The organism is Algoriphagus limi, assembly GCF_024919275.1.
GTDB lineage: Bacteria > Bacteroidota > Bacteroidia > Cytophagales > Cyclobacteriaceae > Algoriphagus > Algoriphagus limi.
This window is the reverse complement of sequence record NZ_JANWGH010000002.1, coordinates 464,317-479,973: the sequence shown is the minus strand read 5'-3', so window position 1 is coordinate 479,973 and position 15,657 is coordinate 464,317. Positions and strand designations below refer to the sequence as shown.

The window sequence follows — 15,657 nt, the reverse complement described above, 5'->3', positions numbered from 1 at the left end:
GGCATTTTTTGTATTAGAATTTGACTAATGCTTCGAGTCGTTTTCCATCCCGTTCATAAACCACTTGGGTTTCATCTCCTTTTTGGAAGGCACTAAGAGAACGCATATAGCTCATCATGTCCACAATCGTTGAGTCTCCCAATTGAACGATGATGTCTCCTTTTTGCAAACCTGCAGCTTGGGCTGGCTTATCTTCAGATACACCATCGATTCGCATTCCTTGTCCATCAAAAAGATAATCAGGAACAACTCCAAGGGTCACCGTGAATCGAGGAGAATCACCGGAACTGTCTTTCGTTTTTGTGAAAGCCAATTTAGGCTCCTGATCTAATTGACCGATCAATCGGTGGATGTACTGAACAACCTGAAGCAGGCCATTGTAATTGATTTTCTCAGAATCGTCGGAAGGGCGGTGATAATCTTCATGCTGTCCTGTGAAGAAATGCAGAACGGGCAAATCCTGTAGGTAAAAGGAAGTGTGATCTGAAGGGCCAACTCCGGATTCTGAAGTCACCAGTTTCAAGCTATCAGTATTGACCAAGTCCAAAGTTGGGACAAAACTTGGGCTTGTACCAACTCCATTAATTGCTAGGGTATTTTCCTCATTCAATCGTCCCACCATATCCATATTGATCATGTAATTGACCGTTCTAAGGTCTATGGTTGGATTTTTCACAAAATAATTGGAGCCCCAAAGCCCATTTTCTTCACCTGAAAAAGCAATGAAAAGGAAATTGGATGGATGCTTTTCATGCTTCAAAATATCAGCTAAAGCCACCAAAGCAGCTGTTCCGGAGGCATTGTCATCGGCACCATTGTGGATAGCAGAATCACCTCGATACAAAGAGCCTGAACCTCCATATCCCAAATGGTCAAAATGAGCTCCGATGACGATAGTCTGCTCAGACTGATTATCAATAATTCCAATCACGTTTCGTCCAGTAACTCCTTCTCCGTCTGTACCAATTACTGCTTCCTCGTGAGGATTGGTAGGCTTGGAAACGGTGAATTCCTGAAAATATCCGTCGGTTCCCTTTGGGCTAAGGCCGATTTCGGTGAAGCGCTCCGCCAAGTAGTTAGCAGCTTGTTCTTCACCAGATGTACCAATAGCCCGACCTTCCAACTGGTCAGCGGCTAAATAACTTACATCTGTTTTCAGGTTTTGAAGTAAAATATCATTTGTGGGAGCGCTATTGCATGCCAACAGAAGGCTTGCGGCAATAACAGATAAGCGATAGATTTTCATTATACAATTTCGGTTTAGCCCAAAGATAATAATTGGTATCTTCGCGCTGCAATGATTATCAACTAATATCTAACATGCGATTTCAATTTCTGATTTTATTGATGTTTGTCATGGCCTGCTCCGAAAAGGCCAGTGAAATAGTAGCTGAAAATGAACCACAGCATACCGCGCAGGATTCACTTTTGCTTTCCGAAAATGAAATGAAGTACCTGCGAAATATCAAGCAACTCACCTTTGGAGGGAATAATGCAGAAGCATATTGGTCCTTCGATGATGAAATGCTGGTATTTCAATCTGATTATGCTGAATGGGGTGCGGAATGTGATCAAATTTTCTATACCCATTGGAAGACAGATGACCTGAAAAATAATGCTCCTCAGCGATTATCTACTGGATTGGGCCGGACTACCTGTTCTTATTTCCTTCCTGGAAATGAAACTATCGTCTATGCTTCTACTCATCTAGGAGGCGATGATTGTCCACCGGTTCCGGAGCGTCGTACCGATGGGAAATATGTGTGGCCAATTTATGACACCTATGATATTTTCACCGCGGATTTGGAAGGAAACATCCTTGCCCAATTGACCAATGAGCCTGGATACGATGGAGAGGCAACTGTATCCCCGAATGGTGATAAAATCGTCTTCACTTCCATGCGTACCGGTGATTTGGAATTGTTCACCATGAATATTGATGGATCGGATGTTCGTCAGGTAACCTTTGACTTGGGGTATGATGGTGGAGCATTCTTTTCTCCGGACGGCACCAAATTAATTTGGAGAGCTTCCCGACCACAAACAGAAGAGGAGATTGCAGAATACAAAGAATTGCTTGCTGAAGGATTGGTAAAGCCGACAGAAATGGAATTATATGTTTCCAACGTAGACGGTTCAGATTTGCGTAAAATCACTGATCTCGGTCAAGCCAACTGGGCACCTTTCTTCCATCCTTCCGGTGAGAAAATCATTTTCGCCTCCAATCATCATACCGAGAGAGGCTTTCCTTTCAACTTGTACATGATCAATTTGGATGGAACAGGCCTAGTGCGAATCACAGAGAACGACACCTTTGATGCCTTCCCTGTTTTCTCAAATGATGGAAAGTATTTGGTGTTTTCATCCAACCGAAACAATGGTGGTACACGCGATACCAACCTGTTTGTAGCAGAATGGATTGGAGATTGAGGAGGGTTTAATCCTTCATCAAAATATTGAAAGCGGGGGTGTCGTCACTCCCGCTTTTTTTGTGGTATGGGATTCCTTTTTTAATTTGAAAGCTTACCAACTGATTTTTAGATGAAGATTTACCGCAGATTAATCATTCCCCTGCTGGTCACCATACTTTTGGTTTTTGCCAAATTATATTTTCGAGGCGAATCGGAGAACTGGGAGGGCTTGTTGGGCTGGTTGCCTCACCTGAATACCATCTTGATTATTTCCGGTTTCACCTGGTGTCTTCTGGTCTTAACGGGGATTTTGAAAAGAATCTTTTTGAAGCAGTTTGATATCAGTCAGGAGGATAACCTTCGGGCGAGAAAGATTTATACCCAGCTGAATATCCTTCAAAAGATTGTCAATTTCGTAATCATCATTTTGGGGGTAGGATTGATTTTGGTGTCTTTTGACCCAATCCGTAAGATAGGAGTGGGGCTATTTGCTTCAGCAGGAGTAGCAGGGATAATAATTGGTTTTTCAGCTCAAAAGGCCATTGGAACCTTGATTGCAGGGATTCAAATTGCCTTTGCTCAGCCTTTTCGACTGGATGATGCTGTAGTGGTCGAGGGAGAATGGGGATGGATTGAGGAGATTAATCTGACTTATGTGGTGGTGCGGATTTGGGATCAACGGCGTTTGGTACTTCCTACTACCTATTTTTTGGAAAAGCCATTTCAGAACTGGACTCGTACTTCCGCAGATATCATCGGCTCCGTTTTCATCTATACGGATTACACGGTTTCATTTGATGCCATGCGTGAAGAATTGGATAGAATTTTGGAAAACACCAACCTTTGGGATAAGAAGGTCAAAGTTCTTCAGGTGACAGATGCTAAGGAGCGAACAGTAGAATCCCGGATTTTAGTTTCTGCTAGAAATTCACCAACTGCCTGGGATTTGCGTGTACATGTACGGGAAAAGATGATTGAATTCTTGCAGAAAAATTATCCTGAGGCACTTCCAAGAACTCGAGTTGTTTTGGATAAAGAGGATTAATTATGAGGAAATTTGGGCTGATTCTTGTTTTCCTTTTTTCCTTCAAGGCCTTTTCCCAGGAAAAAACCAATGGTTTGGAATGGGATTTCTCCGCATTTCTTGATGTCTATTATGGGCGTGATTTTTCTAATCAGCAGGGTGACCCAAAAAGGCTTCCATTTTTGTATAATCACACCAATCCAAATCAATTGGGGATCAATTTAGCACTGGTAAATCTCAGCGTGAAATCTGATTTTTTTCGTGTTAATCTTGGCTTACAACAAGGTTCTTACATGCGAGATAACTATGAAAACGAACCCCAAGCCCTGAAATGGATTCACCAAGCCAATGTTGGTGTAGCGATTGATAAAGAGCAAAAACTTTGGTTGGATGTAGGGGTTTTGCCTTCTCATATCGGTTTTGAAAATGCAGTTTCTACGGAAAATCTAACGCTCTCAAGGTCCATCATTGCCGAGAATAGTCCTTATTTTGAAACAGGTGCGAGATTGAGTTGGGAGAAGGATGAACGATGGTTTTTTGCTTTTTTGTATTTGAATGGATGGCAGCGAATTCGATCAATTCCGGGGAAAAACGGACCTTCTTTTGGAACTCAGGCTACCTTTTCTCCTAATGAGAATACCACCATTAATTGGAGTACTTTTTTGGGAACAGATCAGCCTCTTGAAGCGGAAACTATGCTGTATTTCACCAACTTCTATGTGGATTTTAAATTGGGAAAAGGTTGGCGTGTTATTGCTGGATTAGATGGTGGAAGGCGAACTTTAGCCTTTGATTTTGACCGCAACTGGTGGGGGATGTCCGCCATTTTACAAAAGCGATTTTCTGAAAAATTTGCTTCTGCATTTCGATTTGAATACTACAACGATCCTTTCCAAGCAATTGCAACGAGCTTGATAGATCAGGGAATCAAAACCAGTGGTTTATCTTTAAATACTGATTGGAAACTGGGGAAATTGGCGACTTTTAGATTAGAAGGTCGCTGGCTCACGGGACCAGAACTGGGTTTAGATCAAGCAGAAACCGATAATTTTTTCCTATTGGGTTCTCTGGCTTTACAAATCGATTGATTTTAAAATCGCTTAAAGCTCATTGATCTTTTCAAGGTAAGCTTCTGCCTGATCCAGAATTTCCTTTTTGTTTTTCATTTTATCCCAAGTCCGATAGGCCATTCCTATTCGGGGATTCTTTTCCAGTTTTTCCCGATTTCGATTGTAAAAGTGCCAATACAAACTATTGAATGGGCAGGCTTTTTCGCCTACCTTTTCCTTGTGGCTGTAAGCGCAGTGATCGCAGTAATTCCCCTGTTTCTTGATGTAATTTGCTGAGGAAACGTAGGGTTTGGTACCTACTATCCCCCCATCTGCAAACTGTGACATACCTCGGGTATTCGTGATTTCTACCCATTCCAGCGCATCAATGTAGATTCCCAAATACCATTGATCCACTTCATCAGGATGGATTCCCGCCAAAAGAGCAAAGTTCCCTGTGACCATTAAACGTTGGATGTGGTGGGCATAAGCCAAATCTAAAGATTGGCCAATGGAGCTAGACAGACACTTCATTTTTGTTTTGCCTGTCCAAAACCAATTGGGAAGTTTCCGCTCATGACCAAAGAAGTTGAGCTGCCCATAATCCGGCATTTTTGCCCAATAGACTCCACGCATGTATTCCCGCCAACCGATAATCTGGCGAATGAATCCTTCAACTTGGGAAATCGAGATCTCCTTACGATGGCTTTCCCAGTATTTTTCAACTTTTTGGACAACTTCTAAGGGGGAAAGCATTTTGCTGTTCATAGCAAAACTCAAACGGGAATGGAAAAGGTAGGGATCCCAAGTGGTCAATGCATCCTGATAATCGCCGAAATGAATCAAGAGGTTTTCACAGAAATAATCCAAAACTTCAAGACATTCTTCCCGTGTAGTCGGCCAAAGGAAGTTTTCAGGTTCCACCCGACCAATGGTTTTGATTTGAGGTTTTTGAATGACTTCGTATAGCTCGCTTACGTTTTTGGGATGGATTTTTGGTTTTCGTAGCAGTCGTTTGTCTTTTAATGCAGATCGGTTTTCCTGATCAAAATTCCATTTGCCTTGCATAGGCTCCTTGCCATCCATCAGGATATTGAATTCTTTGCGCATTTCCCGATAGAAAGACTCCATTAGGTAAGTCTTTTTCCCTTTGAAAAAATCAGCTAGAAACCCTCTTTCAGTCAAAAAGTGCTCGGAATCTACAGCCTTGGATTGAATCGATAATTTGGAGCAAATCGCATTCAGTTGTTCATCCAGGCGGTATTCGTCAGGGAGTTGGTATTCGAATTTTTCAATTTGATAGTTTTTGATGCATTCCTGAATAATTTTCTCCAAATCTTGAGAATTGGAAGGATCATCAATTTTATAATAATGAACTCGGTGGCCCCTTTCCTGAAGTCTATCAGAAAAGCTTCTCATGGAAAGAAAGAAAGCCAGAACCTTTTGAATATGATGTACCACATAATCCGTCTCCTGGCGCATCTCTGCCATCAGGTAGATAATGTCCTCGTTTTTTTCGTCAAACCAGGAGTGTGATTCATTGAGCTGATCACCTAAAATGAGTCGTAAGATTTTTGCCATAAAAAAAGGGCTTTACCCTAAGATAAAGCCCCTTTGATCAACTATTGTTTATGAGAAATCAATATTTAAAACATGGCATAGAAGACTTTCTTCCGGCCCCTTTTGCTGATCCTGCCAAAAAGCTATATCGAATAGAGATCTCATGAGCTCCGCCGGTATTAGCATTGCCTAGTGAAGACAAAGTGAAATCATGGCTGTATCCAATATCCAATCCTCCACCAAGAGAGATTCCCACTAGGGCAATGATTGATTCATGATTAGGAACAGTTGTTTCTTTCAGAGGTATTCCTCTATACCAAACTCCTAAGACCAAAGGCTGAATATTTACCTGGGTTCCCAAGTCCAATTGAGTGAAAGGGCCTTGGTTTTTGTAATTGAAGGCGAATGTTAATTCTCTGGTACCAGTACGCTGATTGAAGAATTCGGTAGAACTTCCTCCGGAAAGATCGAGTTTTACGCCGCCATGTGCAGAAAGTTTGAGTGGAAGCTCGCTAATGTCCCCATCGATGAAGGAGATATTGGGCTGAGTCACATGATGGGCAGAGGCTCCAAACCAGAAATTGTCATTATGAAAAAGCATTCCAAAGCTGTAATCTACAAATTGATGGCGCATATCTTCACCCAAATTTTCACCGGAAAAATCACCTATAGATCCAGTCATGTCATCGATTTGGCTTCCAAAAACTAGGTCTCCAAAATATGCATCCCGATCCATGTAGCTCACCTGTCCACCTACTCTTAAAAATGATCGGAATCCAAGTCGAGCTCTGTAGGAATAGGTTGCTCCAATTTCAGAAACACTAAGATTTGCCATGCTCTGCTCAGATCGATTGAAAATGATGCCGATTCCACTATTTGCTCCGAAAATAAAGTGATCCAAGTATGCTGAATAGGAATTGAATGATTGATCAAGACCAGGCCATTGGTTACGGTAATTTACACCGATGCGAGTCATCTCGGAGGCTCCTGCCATGGCAGGGTTTAGGTACAGTGGGTTGGCATAAAATTGAGAATATTGCACATCCTGGGCGCGAAGGCCCAGGCTGGCAATAAAAAGGATGATAAACGTAAACAGTCTTCTCATAATCATCGGATTAAGGTGACACCTCCGGTTTTCTCGATAAGCTGAGACTCCCGATCGATATAGGTGATTCTGTAGAGATAATTCCCGGGTGGAAGCAATTGTCCACGATAGGTACCATCCCAACCTTTACTTTCCTGTGAATTGGTGAAAAAGAGTTTTTCACCCCAGGTGTTGAATATTTCTAGCGTAATTGATTCGATGTTTTTAGCCTTCGGGAAGAAGTAGTCATTAAGCCCATCTCCATTTGGAGTGAAAGCATTTGGAATAACTACTTGGGCATCTGCACTGGTCACTTGCACTTGGTTCACCTCGAATGCAGAGCAACCGAAAATGTCATATCCCGTCAACTTGACCTCGTAGATTCCTGGATCCTCATATACATGCACTGGATCCTTTTCACTGGAAGTTTTTCCATCGCCGAAGTTCCATTCCCAAGCGATGATTTCAGGAGCAATTTCACTTTCAAAAAGGATGCTTTCATCAGTGAATACTTCAGCCTGACTAGTGATTTGGAGTTTTCTATACTGGAAGTCCAATCGGCCACTTCGGTTCACCTCTGAAGGGAAATCCAAAACAGTTGAGGTTTTAGACATGCATCCATTGGCATCCGTTACGGTTACCTCTACTGTTCCTGCATTGAAGTAATTGATTTCACGGGTATTGGTAGCACCAGTGCTCCATTGAATAGTATAAGGCTCTTTTCCTCCGGTAATAGATACCCATGCATGACCTGTGACGCTTCCTTGGTCACAGTTTACATCCAAAGCAGATTCGATTCGTGCATTTACAGCTTCTGCTTGAGTTACGGTATAAGAACCTTGGATTTCGCAGCCAGATTCATCGGTAATGGTTACCTCGTATGTTCCAGCAGAAAGATTAGATCGATGCAAAAGGTCCTTCTGTCCATCAGACCATAGAACAGAAGTTTTTCCTTTGGATCCAGTAAGCTTTAAAGTGATGGTTCCGTCAGGATCTCCACCACAGCTTTGAGGAGTAGTTTCAATCAAATCCAATTTCAAAGCAGACTCGGTAGTGATAGTGATTTGCTTTTCTACAAAGCATCCTGAAGCATCAGTAATGGTAGCTAAGTAGGTGCCGGCAGAAAGATTTTCAAGTTTTTTGCCATTAACTCCATTATTCCACTCAATAGTATATGGAGCTGTTCCACCATTAATATTCAAATCAATCCAGCCGTTGCTGTCGCCGGAGCAGGTTGGATTTGCAGATTGAACATCTACCTGCATGGATTGAGGTTCTTCAATCCGATAAGAAGCCTGCAGCGTACATCCTCCCTGATCTTGAATCAATACCTCATAAATACCAGCAGGAACATTGCTCAAATCCTTTGTTTGAGCGCCAGTGTTCCACTTATATATATAAGGTGCAACTCCTCCAGTAACATTTAGGGAAATATTTCCATCTGATTTGCCTGCACAGGATGCATTGGAAATCGATTCTGCTACCTCAATTCCAGCTTCTTTTGACTCGATTTGGAAACTAACAGAAACATCGCAATTGTATTTATCTGCGACGATGACTGTGTATGTTCCGGGCTTGAGATTGTTGGCTTCCCATACATCCTTCAGACCATTGCTCCATGTCACGCGATATGGCTCTCCACGACCAACTTTCACAGAGATTTTGGCTGAACCGTCGGCTGATGATCCGCAAGAGGCGTCTGTCTTTTCAACTGGATTTAGAATAAGAGGGTAAGGTGGCTGAACGACGATAGATTCTACATGCTCTAATCCTTTTGAATCAGTGATTTTAACAGTGTAGGATCCTGCATATAGGTTGGTTCTGTTTTGAGTAGTCTCATGTGTATTCCAAAGGAAGGTATAAGGAGGGGTTCCTCCAGTCACATCTAAGATGATACTGCCTTTTTCGGAATGAGAACAAAGGGCAAGTTTGCCACTTACTGAAACTTGGATTCCTTCATAACTTAGGATGCGGGCATTTTCCCGCTGAGGAATCTCAAAAGCAAATTGACTCTGAGCATTAAATACCAATCCCCAGCTGAAGCACACAGCCGCCAATAAGAAGCGATATGATCTCAAAATCCTTGACATGGGAACAGTACTAATTTTCAGAAGGGTAATTTTGCCTTATAAATCGAAGTTTTTGTATTTCATTTTTTAGAATATTATTTTTTGTAAATCATATACAGCAAAATGATATTCTATAAAATCAATCAATTCGATGAAAAATAGCTTAAAAATTCTAATTGTCAAGTATTTTGAAATGCTGTCCGAAAATGAAATGCAGCTTAGAATTTTATCATTTTTCTTAAAAATGTACTATTGTTCAAAAAAGAAGGGAAGTGAAACTTTTTTCTAGGTATGAAATGAAAAAGGCCTGAAAATCAGGCCTGAATAAAAATTTGAAAAAATTTTAAAATTTTTTTCTGTGAGGAGTCGATTTTGCCAAATTAATAGCGGAAACAAGGAATTGTTCTGGCTCTTTGATTTCTGCTTTTAGGGTCTCCCCATAGGAATCTGTAGGTAACAGAGATCTCATGAGCCCCACCAGAGTTACGCATTCCCAGTTTAGATACAGTATAATCAAAGGAATAACCAATGTCCAATCCCGTAGGGAGTGATACACCTACTAAGGCTATCACTGCTTCATTGTTTGGAAGAGAATTCTTGGTGGGTAAGCCTCTATACCAAAGTCCCAAAACTAAAGGATCCAAGTAGAGCTGTGTTCCAATATCTAGCTGATTGAAGGGATCTTGTTGTTTGTAATTGAAGGCAAATGAAATAGCCCGTTCCTGGTAGGCGTGGGTGAAATAATCCCTTCTACCTCCAGTCAGGTCAAATTTGACTCCCCCCTGAGCTGAAATTTTCATAGGTAGCTCTGAAATTTGCCCCTCTACAAAACTCACATTCGGCTCTCCCAAATGATGAGCTGATGCTCCAAGCCAAAAGTTTTTGGTATAAAACATTCCCCCAACAGCGAAATCAAAGAAACTATATCGGCTATCAATGGGAATCCCATCTAATTCATCGGTAATCACTCCGATATTTCCATTGATGATATCAATTTGGGTCCCAAATACTAAGTCCGAGAAAAAAGCGTCCCGCTGCATATAACTTGCCTGACCTCCAAATCGAAAGAAGGTATCCTCTCCAAGTTGCAGTTTATAGGCATAGGAAAGGCCAACTTCATTGGTGGCGAGATTGGCCATGCTTTCGCGATTTCCGTTGAATATCAACCCAATTCCAGAATTGTAATCAAAGACGTAATGGTCTATATAAAAAGAGTAAGAATTGAAGCTATGATCCAATCCCGGCCATTGGTTTCGGTAATTTACCCCAATGCGAGTAAGTTCGGAAGCTCCTGTAAGTGCAGGGTTGAGGTAAAGTGGGGCAGCATAAAATTGAGAATATTGTACATCCTGAGCTTTGCTAAAAAAGCTAAGCCCTATCAATACAACCGCTCCAAAAATTTTCTTCAACATAACTCTCCCCTCTTTGACAAAGGTATAGTTGCCTGATAATCAAGCCAAATTAAATTCAACAAAGACTAGAAACTACTAGGGCTTATGATTGGGGCGATCAATCAGATTTGTTTCTTGCCTATTTATAAATGTTGAGGTTCTTTTATTCAATAACTATACCAAATCAACGTTTTTGGGCTTTTTGCCTAAAACTCTAACTGTATTTGATTTCTTACCAAATCATCAAAGCTTTCACGCTTTCGGATTAAATGTGCTTTTCCTTTCCATACTAAAACCTCAGCAGGTCTTAGCCTGGAATTGTAATTGGAAGCCATGCTAAAACCGTAGGCCCCAGCATTCTTGATCACGAGAATATCTCCTTGTCTTACCTCCGGTAAACTTCGATCAGCGGCAAGCGTATCTGTTTCACAGATGTAACCCACCACATGATAGTTTTGGTCCTCGCCTTTAGGATTGCTCAGGTTGTAAACATCATGATAGGCATCATAGAGCATTGGACGGATTAAATGGTTCAATCCTGAGTCCACGCCGACAAAGGTGATCGTTGGGGTTTCTTTGACCACATTCGCCTCAACCAAAAAGTATCCCGATTCACTAACCAAAAATTTACCAGGCTCCAACCAAAGTTCTAAGGAGCGCCCATACTCCTTACAAAAATCCTGAAAGGCTTTGGAGACCTTTTCTCCTACCTCCTGAATATCCGTAGCCGGATCTCCAGCTTTATAGGCTACCTTAAATCCTCCTCCGCAATCAATAAATCGCAGGTCAGGGAAATTTTTTGCAGCTTCAAATAGCACATTCGCTCCCCTAAGGAAAATCTCAGCATCTAAAATATCGGAACCTGTATGCACATGAAGTCCTGCGATATTCAGATCATAGGCAGCAACTGTAGCAATGATTTCCGGAAGCTGTTCAATAGAAATTCCAAATTTGCTATGCTTATGGCCGACAGAAATTTTCGCATTTCCTCCCGCCAAAATGTGTGGATTAATTCGAATGCAGGCTGGAACTTGGTTTCCGTATTGCTCCCCAAATTGCTTCATCAATGGGATGCTGTCCAAATTGACCATGACCCCCAGCTCTACTGCTTCCTGAACCTCAGAAAATGAGACTCCGCTAGGAGTGTACATAATCTCTGCTGGATCAAATCCCGCTATTATCCCAAGTTTCACTTCCTCAATGGAGACAGCATCAATTCCTGCTCCAGCATTTCGGATGAGCTTTAAAACAGAAATATTGGAAAGTGCCTTGGTAGCATACTTTATCTTTAAAGGAACATCGGAAAATGCCCTTTGAATGGAACGGATTTGACTGACGATTTTTTCTCCATCATAAACATAAAGTGGCAGCCCGAATTCTCGAGCAATAGACTCTAGGCTTACTCCCTGAATCTCGGAAGGATGTTGGTTTAAATTCATGGTCTGAAATTTGCCCCCAAAGATAGGGATCATCCATCCAAGCAACGAATGAATCAAGGCTTTTCCCTGATTGATTTTCCAAATTGGTTTCGAAAAAGACTTGTCCTTGATTGTCTGCCGGTTAAATATTGTTAAGGATTAATCCTCCCTATTCAAAGGGCGTAAATTTGTACTATGTCCAAAAATAAAATCACCCTGATTATTGTATTGATGTCCGTGGCCAGTTTGGGGCTTATGGGCTTCCAATATTATTGGGTGAGCAATGCTATTAGGATTAATCAGGAGCGATTTGATCAGGAAGTGTATCAGGCATTGGCGGGTGCTGTAGATCAAATCGAAAAAGGGGAAACCAGTGATTTTTTATTGGGGCAGCTCATGCGTGATCCAGTCCTACAGGAATCACTTTTTGAAAAAATCGAGCCTATCAATATTGACGAAATCAGACCAAGACCCCGCATTCGTCCGAGTACTTCCATCGTAGATACCTTAGAAATGGCCGCGGTTCCTCAGGTGAGTACACGGTTTAAGCGGATGCTTGAAGTTCGAGGGATTGATCTGAGTTTATTGGAGGAATTGGAGCAATTTTTTGCTTACATGACTCCAGAGGTGGCATCTTCTATTTTTACTCCCGATGAGATGGCTATTCTGTTGGAGGAAAAAGAACGGCAATTGGAGTATTTAAGTAGAGTAGAGGTCTTTTCCTTTTCAAGAGGTTCTGGAGTACTTCCTAATCCAGTAATGGATTACGAGCCAGCCATATCTGCTGAAGCTATTGATAAGATTCGTCGTGCCAATTTGAAGATTGATCTTATGAACAAGGCATGGGAAGAAATGGCTGAAGGGCAGAAGGAAATTTTGGAAAGGCTCGATACGACCAATGTGCGGAAACTGGTGAAAAGTAACCTGCTTGAGCGAGGGATTATGGAGGATTTTGAATTAGGAATTCTTCAAGATGATGGCCTTTTGATGCCTATTGGGAAGGTGGACCAGCCTTTTCGATTGGTTCAATATGGAACGCAAGCCAAGCTCTTCCCACGGGATATTTTGGGAAAGGAAAATTATCTGTACATCTTTTTCCCCGAAAAGACACAGCATGTGATCCGCCAAGTTTGGTTGCCAATCAGCTCTTCCATCCTTTTTATAGGAGTAATTATCTGGTGTTTTATTTATGCCATTCGGGTGATTTTTAAGCAAAAGGCTCTTTCCGACACCAAGAATGATTTTATCAACAACATGACACATGAGTTCAAGACACCTCTTGCGACGGTGAGTTTGGCGGTAGAGGCATTGCAGGATCCTGAACTTTCCACCCAGGATAAATTCAGAGACCGATATCTGGGTATCATTAAAGATGAAAATAAACGTTTGGTCGCGCAGGTTGAAAATGTATTACAGGCTGCCGCATTGGATAAACAGGATTTCAAACTCAAACTGGAGGAAGTTGATCTTTCAGAGTTATTGGCTGATGCAGTAGATCATTTCAGTTTGCAAATTGAAAAAAGAGAAGGTGAATTGGTTTTTGAAAATGAACTTCAGCATACGGTCATTCAAGCAGACCGTTTTCACATAAGCCATATTTTCAATAACCTATTGGATAATGCCAATAAGTACTCACCGGAGAAACCAATGATTACCGTTCGAGCATGGGAGGAAGAGGACCAGATTTTGATTAGTATACAGGATCAGGGGATCGGCCTTAGCAAGGATGCTCAGCGGAAAATTTTCGATAAATTCTACCGGGTTCCTACGGGAAACCTTCATGATGTAAAAGGATTCGGCCTTGGTCTTTCCTATGTCAAAACCATGTTGGAAGCCCATAAAGGCGGTATTTCCGTCAAAAGTGAACTTGGGAAAGGAAGTACCTTTACCATTAACTTACCAAAAAGAAAATGAGCAAAGCAAGATTATTAGTCGTAGAAGATGACCCTAATTTGGGAGATATCTTAAAGGAATATTTAGAAATGAAAGGCTATGAGCCAACCCTATGCCGTGACGGGGAAGAAGGCTGGAGCAAGTTTAAAAAAGACAAATACGACCTGTGTCTTTTGGATATCATGATGCCAAAGAAGGATGGTTTTACCCTGGCAAAGGAGATCAAGAAGGTTCAGGAAGATCTACCTATTCTCTTTTTGACGGCCAAAAACCAAAAGGAAGATGTCATCGAAGGTCTTAAAATCGGAGCCGATGATTATTTGACTAAGCCATTTAGCATGGAAGAACTTCTTCTTCGGGTTAATGCGATTCTAAGAAGAACGCAAAAAGGACAGGAGACTGCGCCGTTGAAAGTTTATAAGTTTGGTGGCTTTGAGCTCCATTACGATAAGCAATTATTGGAAGGACCAAAAGGACCTCACAAGTTGACTTCTAAGGAAAATGAATTGCTTCGTCTTTTGGCTTCAGAGATGAACCGATTGGTAAATCGAAGTCATGCACTGAAGCAAATTTGGGGAGATGACAGCTATTTCAATGCACGAAGTATGGATGTGTACCTGAGTAAAATTCGAAAAATCCTCAAGGATGACCCGAAGGTTCAAATCATCACAGTACACGGAGAAGGCTTTAAGCTGATTGTAACAGAAGATTAATTTTCGCCGGACTTTTGTCCAGCTTTTTTATTTCAAAATTGCGCCTATCCCAGAACGGTTTGGAAATTCTACTCCGGAGGAAGTTACGATTACGCCCTCTGCAGGATCTTTTGCCAGCAAAAGTGCTCCATCCATATCCACATAATCCAATAAAGGTGCTAAATGAGCAATAGCCGAAATCCCAACAGAGGATTCTGTCATACAACCAACCATGGTTTTCATTCCCAGGGATTTTGCTTCCTGAATCATTCGAAGCCCAGGAGTAATCCCGCCTGCCTTCACCAATTTCACGTTGATGGCATGGAATAGTCCATGGCATCGTTTCACATCTGATTCTACCATACAACTTTCATCTGCCATGACAGGAAGTTTGGAATGTTGGTATACTTCTTTCATTCCTTCCCAATCTTCTCTAGGAAGAGGTTGTTCCATAAATTCCACTTCAAGCTTGGACAGTTCTTCTGAGTTTCTAATTGCTTGCTCTGCAGTCCATGCACAATTGGCATCAATTCGGAAAATGGCATCAGTTTCTTTTCTAAGAGCCCGGACAATGTCCAAGTCATTTTCTGTTCCCAACTTGATTTTATAAATCGGCCAATCCACTTCCTTCATTTTGGCGACCATTTTTTCTACTGTATCAATTCCAATGGTATAATTACTGATAGGAATTCGTTCTGGATTCAAGCCCAAAACTTCGTAGAGTTTTTTGCCTTTCTTTTTGGCAAAAAGGTCCCAAGCTGCCATATCCAAGGCACATTGGGCAAAAGCATCCTCCTTAAAATGAGATTTTCCAAGTTCCCAAAGTTCGGAGGGGTGATTCCAATCACTCTTTTCAAATACAGACCTGAATTGATCTAGACTTTTTTGCATTCCCTCGACAGTTACCCAGTAATAGGGATTACTCGTTGCTTCGCCTAGACCTTCAATTCCGTCTTCTTCCAATTTCACAATCAGGGTGTCTTGTACTTCTCGGCTTTGGTGCGCAATGGTAAATCTGTGTTTCAAAGGAAGGTCATAGACCTGATAAGATAGCTTCATAGAATAG

General features: G+C 41.6%; 12 protein-coding genes. 5 read left to right on the top strand and 7 right to left on the bottom strand.

Translation table 11 applies throughout. The features are described from left to right. Positions 1-13: 13 nt before the first annotated feature. Positions 14-1,246, bottom strand: a complete 1,233-nt coding sequence (locus tag NY014_RS10440) for a M28 family peptidase (protein ID WP_259414529.1) — start codon at positions 1,244-1,246, stop codon at positions 14-16. 74 nt (positions 1,247-1,320) lie between these two features. Here NY014_RS10440 and NY014_RS10435 point away from each other — a divergent pair, with 74 nt between their 5' ends. The 3 genes from NY014_RS10435 to NY014_RS10425 all read left to right on the top strand — a co-directional run bounded on the left by NY014_RS10435 (position 1,321) and on the right by NY014_RS10425 (position 4,523). After that, positions 1,321-2,430 (top strand): TolB family protein, encoded by a 1,110-nt coding sequence (locus NY014_RS10435; RefSeq protein ID WP_259414528.1) that lies wholly within the window; start codon positions 1,321-1,323, stop codon positions 2,428-2,430. A 111-nt stretch (positions 2,431-2,541) separates the two neighbouring features. Next, positions 2,542-3,456 carry a mechanosensitive ion channel family protein gene (locus NY014_RS10430; protein WP_259414527.1) on the top strand — a complete coding sequence of 305 codons (915 nt, stop codon included), beginning with the start codon at positions 2,542-2,544 and terminating at the stop codon, positions 3,454-3,456. A gap of 2 nt (positions 3,457-3,458) precedes the next feature. Beyond that, positions 3,459-4,523 carry a porin gene (locus NY014_RS10425; RefSeq protein ID WP_259414526.1) on the top strand — a complete coding sequence of 355 codons (1,065 nt, stop codon included), beginning with the start codon at positions 3,459-3,461 and terminating at the stop codon, positions 4,521-4,523. 12 nt (positions 4,524-4,535) lie between these two features. Here NY014_RS10425 and NY014_RS10420 read toward each other — a convergent pair whose 3' ends face one another. The 5 genes from NY014_RS10420 to lysA all read right to left on the bottom strand — a co-directional run bounded on the left by NY014_RS10420 (position 4,536) and on the right by lysA (position 12,027). Then, complete coding sequence (locus tag NY014_RS10420; RefSeq protein WP_259414525.1) at positions 4,536-6,065, bottom strand: cryptochrome/photolyase family protein; 1,530 nt, start codon at positions 6,063-6,065, stop codon at positions 4,536-4,538. A 58-nt stretch (positions 6,066-6,123) separates the two neighbouring features. Further along, positions 6,124-7,149 (bottom strand): PorP/SprF family type IX secretion system membrane protein, encoded by a 1,026-nt coding sequence (locus NY014_RS10415; RefSeq protein WP_259414524.1) that lies wholly within the window; start codon positions 7,147-7,149, stop codon positions 6,124-6,126. Between the two features lie 2 nt (positions 7,150-7,151). Further along, positions 7,152-9,218 carry a T9SS type B sorting domain-containing protein gene (locus NY014_RS10410; RefSeq protein ID WP_259414523.1) on the bottom strand — a complete coding sequence of 689 codons (2,067 nt, stop codon included), beginning with the start codon at positions 9,216-9,218 and terminating at the stop codon, positions 7,152-7,154. A 359-nt stretch (positions 9,219-9,577) separates the two neighbouring features. Continuing rightward, entirely contained in the window at positions 9,578-10,609 is a 1,032-nt protein-coding gene (locus tag NY014_RS10405; RefSeq protein ID WP_259414522.1) for a PorP/SprF family type IX secretion system membrane protein, read from the bottom strand. A gap of 185 nt (positions 10,610-10,794) precedes the next feature. Further along, on the bottom strand, positions 10,795-12,027 hold the full coding sequence (gene lysA / locus NY014_RS10400) for a diaminopimelate decarboxylase (protein ID WP_259414521.1): 1,233 nt from the start codon (positions 12,025-12,027) through the stop codon (positions 10,795-10,797). A 174-nt stretch (positions 12,028-12,201) separates the two neighbouring features. On the opposite strand from lysA, the gene NY014_RS10395 reads away from it, so the two are divergent. Together NY014_RS10395 and NY014_RS10390 are read left to right on the top strand one after the other, a co-directional pair. Further along, positions 12,202-13,920, top strand: a complete 1,719-nt coding sequence (locus NY014_RS10395) for a sensor histidine kinase (RefSeq protein ID WP_259414520.1) — start codon at positions 12,202-12,204, stop codon at positions 13,918-13,920. Then, on the top strand, positions 13,917-14,612 hold the full coding sequence (locus NY014_RS10390; protein WP_135072362.1) for a response regulator transcription factor: 696 nt from the start codon (positions 13,917-13,919) through the stop codon (positions 14,610-14,612). The genes NY014_RS10395 and NY014_RS10390 overlap by 4 nt, the downstream gene beginning before the upstream one ends. A gap of 27 nt (positions 14,613-14,639) precedes the next feature. On the opposite strand, the gene NY014_RS10385 is transcribed toward NY014_RS10390, so the two are convergent. Next, entirely contained in the window at positions 14,640-15,650 is a 1,011-nt protein-coding gene (locus tag NY014_RS10385; protein ID WP_259414519.1) for a dipeptide epimerase, read from the bottom strand. Between the last annotated feature and the right edge of the window lie 7 nt (positions 15,651-15,657).